Source organism: Corynebacterium sp. NML120713 (genome assembly GCF_001875735.1).
In the GTDB taxonomy this organism is placed as follows: Bacteria; Actinomycetota; Actinomycetes; order Mycobacteriales; family Mycobacteriaceae; genus Corynebacterium; species Corynebacterium pseudogenitalium.
This window is the reverse complement of sequence record NZ_MLCR01000019.1, coordinates 24,544-36,953: the sequence shown is the minus strand read 5'-3', so window position 1 is coordinate 36,953 and position 12,410 is coordinate 24,544. Positions and strand designations below refer to the sequence as shown.

At 63.6% G+C, this 12,410-nt stretch carries 7 protein-coding genes; 4 read left to right on the top strand and 3 right to left on the bottom strand.

Annotation, left to right across the window (positions count from 1 at the left end; all coding sequences use genetic code 11):
- Positions 1-252: 252 nt before the first annotated feature.
- Genes gluA through BJP06_RS09785 form a run of 4 tightly spaced genes read left to right on the top strand, consistent with a single transcriptional unit; the run spans position 253 to position 3,511 of the window.
- Positions 253-981 carry a glutamate ABC transporter ATP-binding protein GluA gene (gene gluA / locus BJP06_RS09800; RefSeq protein ID WP_071573716.1) on the top strand — a complete coding sequence of 243 codons (729 nt, stop codon included), beginning with the start codon at positions 253-255 and terminating at the stop codon, positions 979-981.
- Positions 982-997: 16 nt separating this feature from the next.
- Positions 998-1,864, top strand: coding sequence for a glutamate ABC transporter substrate-binding protein (locus tag BJP06_RS09795; RefSeq protein ID WP_070361657.1), 867 nt, complete (start codon positions 998-1,000; stop codon positions 1,862-1,864).
- Positions 1,865-1,886: 22 nt separating this feature from the next.
- The gene (gene gluC / locus BJP06_RS09790) at positions 1,887-2,573 is read left to right on the top strand and encodes a glutamate ABC transporter permease GluC (RefSeq protein ID WP_070478673.1); all 687 of its coding nucleotides are present in this window, start codon (positions 1,887-1,889) and stop codon (positions 2,571-2,573) included.
- Positions 2,573-3,511 carry an amino acid ABC transporter permease gene (locus tag BJP06_RS09785; protein ID WP_071573715.1) on the top strand — a complete coding sequence of 313 codons (939 nt, stop codon included), beginning with the start codon at positions 2,573-2,575 and terminating at the stop codon, positions 3,509-3,511. Before gluC ends, BJP06_RS09785 begins: the two co-directional genes overlap by 1 nt.
- A gap of 382 nt (positions 3,512-3,893) precedes the next feature.
- On the opposite strand, the gene BJP06_RS09780 is transcribed toward BJP06_RS09785, so the two are convergent.
- From BJP06_RS09780 to BJP06_RS09770, 3 genes are all read right to left on the bottom strand, one after another.
- Positions 3,894-4,787, bottom strand: coding sequence for an ADP-ribosylglycohydrolase family protein (locus tag BJP06_RS09780; protein ID WP_083433277.1), 894 nt, complete (start codon positions 4,785-4,787; stop codon positions 3,894-3,896).
- Positions 4,788-5,201: 414 nt separating this feature from the next.
- Positions 5,202-7,154, bottom strand: a complete 1,953-nt coding sequence (locus BJP06_RS09775) for an ABC transporter ATP-binding protein (protein ID WP_071573713.1) — start codon at positions 7,152-7,154, stop codon at positions 5,202-5,204.
- On the bottom strand, positions 7,154-8,869 hold the full coding sequence (locus BJP06_RS09770) for an ABC transporter ATP-binding protein (protein ID WP_071573712.1): 1,716 nt from the start codon (positions 8,867-8,869) through the stop codon (positions 7,154-7,156). Before BJP06_RS09770 ends, BJP06_RS09775 begins: the two co-directional genes overlap by 1 nt.
- Positions 8,870-12,410: the final 3,541 nt, after the last annotated feature.

Below are 12,410 nucleotides of genomic sequence, written 5' to 3'. Positions count from 1 at the left end.
GAGGGAATGTGGTGCGCGCGACAGGGGAGTGAGTGCCAAAGGACGCAATTCCTCGTGTGGGTGAGGACAAAAGCCCAGGTCGGCTGCGAACCGGAAGGGAATTAGGCGCGCAGTTCAGGCAGTGGGGGTGAACTTTCGGGCGAAAAGCGCGCAAAAACTATACAAAGTGTGGGCCAGGCCACTAACGTGCCAGATATGACACAACGCACATTCACTGCCCAGAGTGGGTCGGGCAATAGCTCCAGTGAAGCCATGATTGACCTAGCGGGTGTACAGAAGCACTTCGGCGACTACCACGCGCTCCGAGACATCAACCTTACTGTGCTGAAAGGCCAGGTAGTGGTGGTGCTCGGGCCGTCGGGGTCGGGGAAGTCGACGCTGTGCCGCACGATCAACAGGCTCGAAACGATTGACGAAGGCACCATCACCATCGACGGGGTTCCGCTGCCAGAGGAGGGCAAGGCCCTTGCGAATTTGCGGGCGGACGTCGGGATGGTGTTCCAGTCCTTCAACCTGTTCCCGCACCTGACCATCAAGGACAACGTGACGCTTGGTCCGTTGAAGGTGCGGAAGCAGGGGAAGGGGGACGTCGAGAAGCGGGCGATTGAGCTGCTGGACCGCGTGGGCATCGCGAATCAGGCGGACAAGTACCCGGCGCAACTGTCGGGTGGGCAGCAGCAGCGCGTCGCGATTGCGCGGGCGCTCGCCATGTCACCCAAAGTCATGCTTTTCGACGAGCCCACCTCCGCCCTCGACCCCGAAATGGTCAATGAAGTGCTTGATGTCATGGCCAACCTCGCCAACGAGGGGATGACGATGCTCGTGGTCACACACGAAATGGGCTTCGCCCGGCGCGTCGCCGACCGCATCATCTTCATGGCAGACGGCGCGATCATCGAAGACGCCACACCCGAAGAGTTCTTCACCAACCCGAAAACCGACAGGGCGAAAGACTTCCTGGCCAAAATCCTGGCCCACTAACCGAAAGGACAACACCATGAACATCCGTTACGCCGCACTCACCGCCGCGCTCTCCGCTGCTGCCGCAACCCTCGTCGCCTGTGGCGGCGGTGCCGGCGAAGGCACCGACCTCCTCGGCCAGATCGAATCCGGCCAGGTCACCCTGGGCACCAAGTATGACCAGCCGGGCCTCGGCCTGCGCAACCCGGACGGCACCATGTCCGGCCTCGACGTCGACGTGGCGACGTACGTGGTCAACCACATCGCGAAGGCGAACGGCTGGGCAGAACCGACCATCACCTGGCGCGAAAGCCCATCCGCACAGCGCGAAACCCTCATCCAGAACGGCGAGGTAGGCGCCATCGCGGCGACCTACTCCATCAACAAGGGCCGCTCCGAGTCCGTCAACTTCGGCGGGCCGTACCTGGTCACGCACCAGGCGCTCCTGGTCAGCAACGACAACACCGACATCAAGGGCCTCGAAGACCTCGACGGCAAGATCCTCTGCTCCGTCACCGGCTCCACCCCAGCCCAGAAGGTCAAGGACGCCCTGCCAGGCGTGCAACTCCAGGAGTACGACACCTACTCCTCCTGCGTTGAAGCACTCCGCCAAGGCAACATCGACGCCATGACCACCGACGCCACCATCCTGCTCGGCTACTCCGCCCAAACCCCAGGCGACTTCAAGGTCGTCGAAATGACCAAGGACGGCAAGCCATTCACCGACGAGTACTACGGCATCGGCCTGGCAAAGGGCGACACCGCAGGCACCGACGCCATCAACAACGCGCTCAAGGAACTGCAAACGTCCGGGGAGTTCGACGCCCTCGTCGATAAGAACCTTGGCGGCGACGACGCAGTCGACGCCGGCACCCCTGGCGACCTCTCCTTCATCGAACAGTAAGACCCCCTAAGGCAGGAACATCATGTCCACACTCTGGTCCGACCTGGGCCCGCAGCTCTGGGCAGCCTTCTGGCTGACCATCAAGCTCACCATCTACTCCGCAATCGGCTCCATGATTGTGGGCACGATCCTCACCGCGATGCGAGTCGCACCCATCCCCGTGCTGCGCGCGATGTCGACGTTCTACATCAACGTCGTGCGCAACACACCGCTGACCCTCATCATCATCTTCTGCTCCTTCGGGCTCTACCAAAACCTCGGCATCACGCTTGCCGATAGAGAGTCCGCGACCTTCCTGGTAGACAACAACTTCCGCCTCGCCGTACTCGGGTTCATCATTTACACCTCGGCATTCGTCGCGGAATCGCTGCGCTCCGGCATCAACACCGTCCACTTCGGGCAAGCCGAAGCCGCCCGATCCCTCGGCCTCAGCTTCGGCCAAACATTCAGCAACATCATCTTCCCCCAAGCCGTCCGCGCAGCCATCGTGCCACTCGGCAACACACTCATCGCACTGACCAAAAACACCACCATCGCATCCGCAATCGGTGTCGCCGAAGCATCCCTCCTGATGAAATCCACCATCGAAAACCACGCCAACATGCTCTTCCCCATCTTCGGGATCTTCGCACTCGGCTTCATCATCCTCACCCTGCCAACAGGCCTCGCCCTTGGCGCCCTCTCCGAACGCATGGCGGTGAAAAAATAATGAGCGTCCGCGCAACAGTACTTTACGACGTCCCCGGCCCCAACGGCCGCCGCACCAACCGCATCCTCACCGGCATCAGCCTCGCCGTCTGCCTCGCAATTGCCGCATGGGTCTTCTGGAAACTGCAGGCCAACGGGCAACTCGCCGCCGCGAAATGGACCCCGTTCCTCAACTCCCAAACCTGGACCACCTACATCCTCCCCGGCCTCATCGGCACCCTCAAAGCCGCGGTGGCATCCATCCTGCTCGCGCTGGCCGTCGGCATCCTCCTCGGCCTCGGCAGGCTCTCCCGCAACCGTGTTGTTCGTTGGGTATGTGGCGTCATCGTCGAGATCTTCCGAGCCATCCCAGTGCTCCTCCTCATGATCTTCGCCTACCAACTCTTCGCCATCTACCACCTCGCCCCACCAAAGCACCTGGCGTTCGCCGCCGTCGTCTTCGGACTCACCATGTACAACGGATCCGTCATCGCCGAAATCCTCCGCTCCGGCATCAAGAGCCTCCCCAAAGGCCAAACCGAAGCCGCCGAAGCACTCGGCCTGACCTACCCGCAAACCATGCGGACCATCCTGCTACCCCAAGCCATCGCAGCCATGCTGCCAGCCCTGATCGCCCAAATGATCATCGCGCTCAAGGACTCCGCACTCGGCTACCAAATCGGCTACGTCGAAGTGGTCCGCTCCGGCATCCAAAGCGCATCCGCCAACCAGAACTTCCTCGCCTCGCTGGCCGTCGTGGCCATCATCATGATCCTCATCAACTGGGGACTCACCGTCCTCGCCCAACGAGTCGAACGCCAACTGCGCGCCGGCCGCGCCCGCCGCAACATCTTCGCCAAGGTGCCCGAACTCGCTGACCAGGGGTTGGACACCAAGGACAACGTCAACGTCGACTGGCACGACCCCGACTACGTGGAAATCCGGAACCCGGACGAATAGAGGGTTGGTTTTTGGGGGTGCGCGCACCAAATTCCCGGTTTTTGACGGGCGCGTTTTGAAAAGCCCAGGTCGCTGGGGGCTGGTGAGGGAATGTGGTGTCGCGTCAGAGAATGCGAGTGACAAAGGACGCAATTCTTGCTGGGGGAGGGGGTAAAAGCCCAGGTCGCGAAAATGGGGTTGCGTGCTTTGGCACTGAGGCGAGGGGGAGTGCACCAAATTCCCACACTCAGAGTTGGCGACCTGGGGAAACGCCGAAGGCTTTTCTGGAATCAAGGAATGTGGTGTACGCGAGGATCGGCAATGCACCAAATTCCTGGATTCTGGCAGCCGGGTTTGAAAAAGCCCAGGTCGCTGGGGGCTGGCGAGGGAATGTGGTGCGCGCCTAGGCCAGGAGAGCGTCAACCAGGTCGAGGGCGCCCTCGACGGAAAACTCCTCGGGGCGGTTCGCTTTGTGGGTGGAGTAGGCGTCGATAATGTGGCGCCACCTGCGAGGAATCCCCTCCTCCCCGTACACCGCGCCCAAGAACGCGCCGGCGATCGCGGCGTTTGTGTCCGTGTCGCCGCCCATCCCGACAATCGCGACGAGGTCCTCCTCGAAGGAGGCACCGTTCGCGACGAAATAGCACACAATATTCCAGGCGAACTGCACGTACCCCATGCGATGGCTATAAACATCCACGGGAAGGTACTGCATGAACTCCCTAATTGTCGACGCCTCATCCCCAGCCGCCGCGAACAGCGCCTCGCGAGGATCCTCGCCACTGATCGTGCGGGCGAGCGCCTCACAGTACACACCGTTGACGGCCACCGGGTACTCGTTGGGGTGAGTCAGGCGAGCGTCGGTACGGGCGTGATCGCCGGCGAGCTGCGGGTCGTGCGCGTAGGCAATGGCGATCGGGCTGACCCGCATCAACGCACCATTCGACTTGCTGGCCGCATTCGGCTCAAACGGCGGCCGAAGCGCAGCAGCACACGTATTACCGATATCCGGCGGGAACGACGACGCCCACCGCACATACGACTCGAACACGTCCCTTTCTTCGTACCCACCACAGCGCACCATGCTGCGGGCGAGCGCCAGCGCAAGCTCCGAATCATCAGTGGCCTGGCCCGGCACGACATTGAACGGGCCGCCACCAATGAGTTCGCGGACGCCGTCCGGGAATCGGGAGCGAATCTGCGCGGGGGAGGAGAACTCGACGATCGCGCCGAGGTTATCGCCGATGATCTGGCCGTACATGGCGCCGCGGGCCCGCGCGCGTAATGACTGATCCATGATGGGTTCCTTTCTTTGGTGGTTGTTGGGGGCCATTGGGGGTTGCAAGTATCAGGATACGAACGGGACCGACACGGCAGGAGTGTGAGGCGAAATTATGTTCGAGGTTGGGGTGCCAGTGCCAAAGGACGCAATTCCTGTTGGATGAGGGGGGTAAAAGCCCAGGTCGCGAAAAGGGGGTTGCGTCCTTTGGCACTGGGGTGAGGGGGAGTGCACCAAATTCCCTCTCGTGGTGTTGACGACCAGGGGAAACGCCGAGGCGCCCTCTCAAAAAACGGGAATGTGGTGTCTGGGCGGGGGATGTGCGCACCAGATTCCTGGTTTTTCGGCAGCCGGGTTTGGAAAAGCCCAGGTCGGCGGGGGACAGGGAGGGAATGTGGTGCGCGAGGGGCCTCAGCGGGCCCACCGAGGGACCTAATCCTCGGAGAAGCCCGCCTGGTTGAGCTCCCAGTAGGCGCCGCGACGGGCGAGGAGGGAGGCGTGATCGCCTTGCTCGACGATGTGCCCGTCCTGCATGACCAGGATGAGGTCGGCGTCGCGGATGGTGGAGAGGCGGTGGGCGATGACGAAGCTGGTGCGGTCGGCCTGGAGGGCGGCCATGGCGTGCTGCACCATCAGCTCGGTGCGGGTGTCCACGCTGGAGGTGGCTTCGTCGAGGATGAGCAGCGACGGCTTCGAGACGAAGGCGCGCGCGATCGTGATGAGTTGGCGTTCGCCGGCGGAGAGGGCGCCGCCGTCCTGGTCGATGACGGTGTGGTAGCCGTCGGGGAGGGTGTGCACGAAGCGGTCGACAAGGGTGGCTTTGGCGGCGGCGATGACGTCTTCGTCGGTGGCGTCGAGGCGGCCGTAGCGGATGTTTTCCAGGATGGTGCCTTCGAAGAGGGTGGCGTCCTGAAGCACCATGCCGACCTGGCTGCGCAAGTCCTGGCGCGACATCGACTGCGTATCGACGCCATCAAGGAGAATCTGGCCCGAGTCGATGTCGTAGAAGCGCATCAACAGGTTGACCAGGGTGGTTTTGCCGGCGCCGGTCGGCCCAACGATGGCGACCTTCTGGCCCGGCTGCACCTCCAGGTTGAGGTCCTGGATGAGGGGAGTGTCGGTGTAGGAGAAGTGGACGTCGATAAATTGGACGTGCCCGGAGGCGCGCTTCGGGCTGGTGTGTGACTCGCGGGGCTCCTCGGGGGCGTCGAGGAATTCGAAGACGCGCTCGGCGGACGCGACGCCGCTTTGCACCATCTGGGCCATGCCGCCGAGCTCCCCGAGCGGCTGGTTGAACTGGCGCGAGTACTGGATGAACGCCGTCGCCGCGCCGAGCGTCAGCGAGCCGTTCGCGACTTTCAGGCCGCCGAAAACCGCGATGAGGACGTAGGAAAGGTAGGAGATGAACTGCATGATCGGCATCATGAGCCCGGAGAGGAACTGCGCCGAGGCGGAGGCGGTGTAGAGGTCGTGGTTGCGGGCGTCGAAAAGTTCTTGGGAGGCGTCCTGGCGGCCGAAGAGCGTGATCACCTCGTGGCCGGAGAAAGACTCCTCGATGTGCCCGTTGAGCTGGCCCGTTGCGCGCCACTGCTGCTTGAAGTGCCGCTGCGACCGCTTGCCGATCACCCCAACCACCAGGCCCGTGAGCGGAATCGAGACGAGGGCGAGGAGGGTGAGCTGCCACGACACCGTAAACATCATCGCCATGATGCCCAACACCATCAGCACCGACTGCAACGCCTGCGACAGCGCCTGCTGCAACGTCTGCTGCACATTATCGACGTCGTTCGTGGTGCGCGACAGGATATCGCCGCGCTGGCCGCGGTCGAAGTAGCTCAACGGCACCCGGTTCAGCTTCGCCTCCACCTGGGCGCGCAGGCGGTAAATCTCGCGCATGACCATGCGGTTCAGCAGGAAACCCTGCAGCCACATCAGCAGGCTGGCGCCGACGTAGAGCGCCAACACCGCCAGGATCAGCTGGCCGAGACGCGAGAAATCGACGCCCACACCAGGGGTCAGATCCATCCCCGAAAGCATGTCCGCGAACGTGTCCTGGCCGCCCGCGCGCAAACCCTCAATCACCTGCTCCTGGGTGGCGCCGGCGGGCAGGTGGGCGCCGATCGCGCCCGAAAAGATGACGTCCATCGCGTGGCCCATCACGCGCGGGGCGTACACATTCAGCCCGACCGACACGCACACCAGCGCCACCACCAGGGCAAACATCGCCTTGTGCGGGGCCAGCAGACCGACCAGCCGCTTCGCGGACGGCCAGAAGTTCTTCGCGGAGCGCGGGGCGCCGCCGAAGTGGCCGTCCATGGAGCCCTCGAGCTTCTGGATTTCCTCGTCGGTCAGTTCGACGTGGTCTTTAGCTTGGTTGTTAGCCATTATTTTGCCTCCACCGTCTGCTGGGAACGGACAATTTCCTGATACGTCGGCGAAGTTTGCAGCAGCTCATCGTGGGTGCCGCGGGCCACGATGCGGCCGGCGTCGAGAACCAGGATCTGGTCCGCGTTCTGGATCGAGCTGACACGCTGCGCCACCACGATCACCGTCGCGTCAGCCACGTGCTCGGCCAGCGCTGCGCGCAGCCGCGCGTCCGTGGTCATGTCGAGGGCGGAGAAAGAGTCGTCGAAGAGGAGGACGCCGCGCCGCTCCACAATCGCGCGCGCAATGCACAGGCGCTGGCGCTGCCCGCCGGACACGTTCGTGCCGCCCTGGGAAATCGGCATCTCGAGGTCATCCACGAAGGTGGCCTGCGCGATCTCGAGCGCCCGCCACAGCTGCTCATCCGTCGCATCCGGGCTGGCCACACGCAAATTCGACGCCACCGTCCCCGAGAACAAATACGGCTTCTGCGGCACCATCGCCACCGCGCCCACCAGCTGTGCACGGCGTAACGACGCCACATCCCGACCACCAACCAGCACCCGACCGCCCGTCGGCGCGTAGAGACGCGGAATCAACCCCAACAACGTCGACTTGCCCGAACCCGTCGAACCGATAATCGCGGTTGTTTCGCCAGGGTTGGCTTGGAAGGAAATGCCGTCCAGCACCGGCTCCTCCGCGCCCGGGTACGTGAAGGTCACGTCCTCGAAGGTGACGGTGCTGTTTGTCGGGGCGGCTGCGCTGGCCGGTGGCTCGATCAGCGACGGCTCGTGCTTCAACACCTCCGTGATACGGGTGGCGCACACCAGGGCGCGCGGCAGCATCATCGCCATGAACGCGCCCATCATCACCGCGGCGAGGATTTGTAGGAGGTACTGCAAGAACGCCGTCAACGACCCGACCTGCACCTCACCCGCGTCCACACGGTGGCCGCCGAACCAGAGGACCGCCGCCGTCGCCAGGTTCAGGATCAGCATGATCACCGGGAACATCATCACAAACAAATTGCCGATCCTCAGACTCAACCGCGTGAGGTCGGCGTTGGCGGCGTCGAAACGCTCGGACTCGAACTCCTCCCGCGTAAACGCACGCACCACGCGCACGCCCGCGATCTGCTCGCGCAGCACGCCATTAATACGGTCAATCTTCGACTGCATCGAGCGGAACAACGGTAGGAGGAGACCGATCAGCGCCGCCACGACCACCGCCAACACAACGACAGAAACCGCGACCAGCCAGCTCATCCCCGGATCCTCCCGAACCGCCATGACCACGCCGCCGACCATCATGATCGGCACCGCCACCATAAAGTTCAAGAACATCAAGAACACCTGCTGGACCTGCTGCACGTCATTCGTCCCGCGCGTAATCAGCGTCGCCGAACCGAAGTGCGACATGTCCTCCGCCGAGAACCGCGACACCCGACCGAACACCTCCTCGCGGATATCACGACCTGTGCCCATCGAGGCCCTCGACCCGAACCACACCGCCGCACACGCCGCGATCACCTGCACAAACGCCACTGCCAGCATCACGCCGCCGGTGCGCCAGATGAAGGAGACGTCGCCTTGGGAGACGCCTTCGTCGATAATTTTTGCATTCAAGCTGGGCAGGTAGAGCGTCGCCGCAGTCGTGATTGCCTGCAGCAACACCACCGCGAGCATCGCGCCGCGGTACGGGCGCGCGTGCCTGCTGAGGAGCCTTAGAAGGTCCATGAACGGTCCTTTTCTGATTGTGGACGTGGAAAGTTTGATTGTAGGCGTCATTTTTTGGGGGGACAGGTAGTGATGATGAGTTTGCTCGAGGTTTTGTGAACAGAATTGCGTTTTTGCTTGCGCCCCACTTTTCGCTTTCCGACGCCCACTTCGCCCCCACCGCGCCAACCGGGTACCATGGAACGCGGTCAGTCACCATTGCCTGTCACATTGCTAGTCTCTCTAGCCTCTGATGACAGCAACAGCGTGACGACCTCCTTTCGGGTCTGGTGGGGCCCGAACCTAAAGGGCCTGGTGGGGCCCATGGTAGGGCAGCCCGCGCGGTACTACGGTACGGCGCGGGCTGTTTTGGTTGGGGGTGGGTGGTGTTGGGCTTGAGGTTAGCGGGTTTTGATGGCTTTTGGCTTTTGAAGGCTTCTCCCGGTCTGGCTGTCTGGCTGTCTGACCCACCCCGCCGCTCCAGAATTGTTCCCCGGACCTACGGGTCTTGGGAACTTTCTTCGTAGACAGGCGTCGTGACCTGGAGAAACGTAGGTACTGGTCGACGGGAGCGGGTCTGAAACGCAAAATGGTTCCCGAGCGCGGGAACTATTTTGCTGGTCGATGGTTAGTGTTGGATACGAAACGGATAGGCCGTATACTGGCGAGAGTGAAACGGGAAAACGCCCGTACAATACAGGTCACAGGCCCTCACTTTCGTGAGGGCCTGCCCTTTTTGTTGAGGTGGACGTGTCGTGACCGAAGGTATATCCGGATGGATCTATCTGGATCGGCCTACAACAAGTGAATTCGATCCAAGGAGAGGGCGTCGGTAGATCGTGGTTGATTAGGCAACCAAGCTCCCCTTCGATAAGACAATTCGCCCTGGATTTTCCCAGCGAATGGCGTGCTACGGCAGAAAGTGCATGGATTCTATAAACTGCCAAAAGACCGGACCACCGCACAAACGCAGGGAACACCCTTGAAAACGTATTGCGTCGAGACTCAACGAGCTCATCCCCGCAAGCACATGGAGCGTTAAAGACCTCGTCACAAAGCCTCAGAAAAGAACACACTATGTGGCTCTTTCCCACCCGCTCGGGGGCGCACGGCGCACCAGGCATCCCGATCCAAACAGTGTTGGGCTCATCCCCGCGAGCGCGGGGAGCACCGAGTGCGCCGTTATGCGGCCCGCGAAGGGTCGGGCTCATCCCCGCGAGCGCGGGGAGCACATCGGTGGTGCACCTACGAAAGCGTTATTGATGGGCTCATCCCCGCAGGCGTGGGGAGCACAGACCGTTACGGGCCACACGGTCGGTGCCCGCCGGCTCATCCCCGCAGGCGCGGGGAGCACGTGTTCGCACACCATGGCGCGCTAGGTGCGCCGGGCTCATCCCCGCAGGCGCGGGGAGCACCAGTTCACGCCCCGCGCCTTTCGCGTCCTGGCGGGCTCATCCCCGCAGGCGCGGGGAGCACTCATTCTTGCCGGAGAAGTTGAACGCGGCGGTGGGCTCATCCCCGCAGGCGTGGGGAGCACAGACCGTTACGGGCCACACGGTCGGTGCCCGCCGGCTCATCCCCGCAGGCGCGGGGAGCACAGCGCCCCGGAAGCGGCAACAGCCTTGTTCACGGGCTCATCCCCTCAGGCGCGGGGAGCACGAAATTCACCCGGTGGAATTCGACGAGGAGCTGGGCTCATCCCCGCAGGCGCGGGGAGCACCGCAAAAATCAATGGCCTCGAACCCCAATGAGGGGCTCATCCCCGCAGGCGCGGGGAGCACCAATCACGTCCCGTCACCTCCTTCATCTTCAGCGGCTCATCCCCGCAGGCGCGGGGAGCACGGGGCGTTGACGTTTGAGGCGTGGGCGCGTGAGGGCTCATCCCCGCAGGCGCGGGGAGCACCACCTCGCGCACGGCGGTATCGACGAGGCAGTGGGCTCATCCCCGCAGGCGCGGGGAGCACGCAATGGGTCGCCTGATTCGGGCGGGGGAGCCGGGCTCATCCCCGCAGGCGCGGGGAACACCCGTCACGATTACGCGCATGCCTTTGGCCAGTGGGCTCATCCCCGCAGGCGCGGGGAACACAGCTTCGCCTTATCAAACTCGGTTCCCAGCTGAGGCTCATCCCCGCAGGCGCGGGGAACACAGACCTCGCCGTCCGTGAGGTGGCGGGTTGGGGGGCTCATCCCCGCAGGCGCGGGGAACACGGAATCCGGCCACCTAAGCCCCTGGAGGTGAGAGGCTCATCCCCGCAGGCGCGGGGAACACGACCAGATTTACAAGGCGGCATCGCAGGGCAAGGGCTCATCCCCGCAGGCGCGGGGAACACTTTTGTTGTCTCAGGACGCTACAGCGCGACTGCGGCTCATCCCCGCAGGCGCGGGGAACACTGGACCCGCGCACATTCATTACGTCCCCGCTGGGGCTCATCCCCGCAGGCGCGGGGAACACATCGACCCCCTAACCGACCCCTCACCGTAGGGGGGCTCATCCCCGCAGGCGCGGGGAACACCGGCCTGGTTCTGGGTCGGTTGCTGAGGCGTCGGGCTCATCCCCGCAGGCGCGGGGAACACAGCTTCTCGACATGCTCCGCCACCCGCGTATCCGGCTCATCCCCGCAGGCGCGGGGAACACGGCTTCGAGATGCGCTGTGTGTGAGGCGCAAGGGGCTCATCCCCGCAGGCGCGGGGAACACGGCTTCGAGATGCGCTGTGTGTGAGGCGCAAGGGGCTCATCCCCGCAGGCGCGGGGAACACGCTTGCTCGAAGTCAAACCACAGCTCACGGGCCGGCTCATCCCCGCAGGCGCGGGGAACACAGCAATCCGGCCTGGTTTCGTCACCCTGAGCTGGGCTCATCCCCGCAGGCGCGGGGAACACCCAACCGGTCATAATTGCTGCTCATGCGGTCACGGCTCATCCCCGCAGGCGCGGGGAACACTTTACTGATGGCTAGGCGAAAACTGATTGGGGGGCTCATCCCCGCAGGCGCGGGGAACACTCGCGGGTGGTGTGCCCCGGCTCTTCATTGGACGGCTCATCCCCGCAGGCGCGGGGAACACGGTCAGGGGCAACATTTTCACGAGATGAAACAGGGCTCATCCCCGCAGGCGCGGGGAACACCATCTTTAGAACCGGCTACGCGCGCGTCAATCGGGCTCATCCCCGCAGGCGCGGGGAACACGATACGACTGTGGTAGCCTCATTGTTGGTCGTGGGCTCATCCCCGCAGGCGCGGGGAACACTTTGTGCGGTCCCCACGTGAAATGAGGTTGTCGGGCTCATCCCCGCAGGCGCGGGGAACACTGCATCTCGAAGCCGATAGCCACGGCGTTCGCGGGCTCATCCCCGCAGGCGCGGGGAACACTGTGTTGAGGTGCCGGGACGTCGGCGTGCGTGGGGCTCATCCCCGCAGGCGCGGGGAACACCACGCGGGCGACACCATCACGCACACGGGCCGGGGCTCATCCCCGCAGGCGCGGGGAACACTTTGTGCGGTCCCCACGTGAAATGAGGTTGTCGGGCTCATCCCCGCAGGCGCGGGGAACACTGCATCTCGAAGC

Coding starts and splice junctions, on each gene's coding strand:
- gluA (WP_071573716.1), top strand. CDS start 253: ATGATTGACCTAGCGGGTGTACAGAAGCACTTCGGCGACTACCACGCG.
- BJP06_RS09795 (WP_070361657.1), top strand. CDS start 998: ATGAACATCCGTTACGCCGCACTCACCGCCGCGCTCTCCGCTGCTGCC.
- gluC (WP_070478673.1), top strand. CDS start 1,887: ATGTCCACACTCTGGTCCGACCTGGGCCCGCAGCTCTGGGCAGCCTTC.
- BJP06_RS09785 (WP_071573715.1), top strand. CDS start 2,573: ATGAGCGTCCGCGCAACAGTACTTTACGACGTCCCCGGCCCCAACGGC.
- BJP06_RS09780 (WP_083433277.1), bottom strand. CDS start 4,787: ATGGATCAGTCATTACGCGCGCGGGCCCGCGGCGCCATGTACGGCCAG.
- BJP06_RS09775 (WP_071573713.1), bottom strand. CDS start 7,154: ATGGCTAACAACCAAGCTAAAGACCACGTCGAACTGACCGACGAGGAA.
- BJP06_RS09770 (WP_071573712.1), bottom strand. CDS start 8,869: ATGGACCTTCTAAGGCTCCTCAGCAGGCACGCGCGCCCGTACCGCGGC.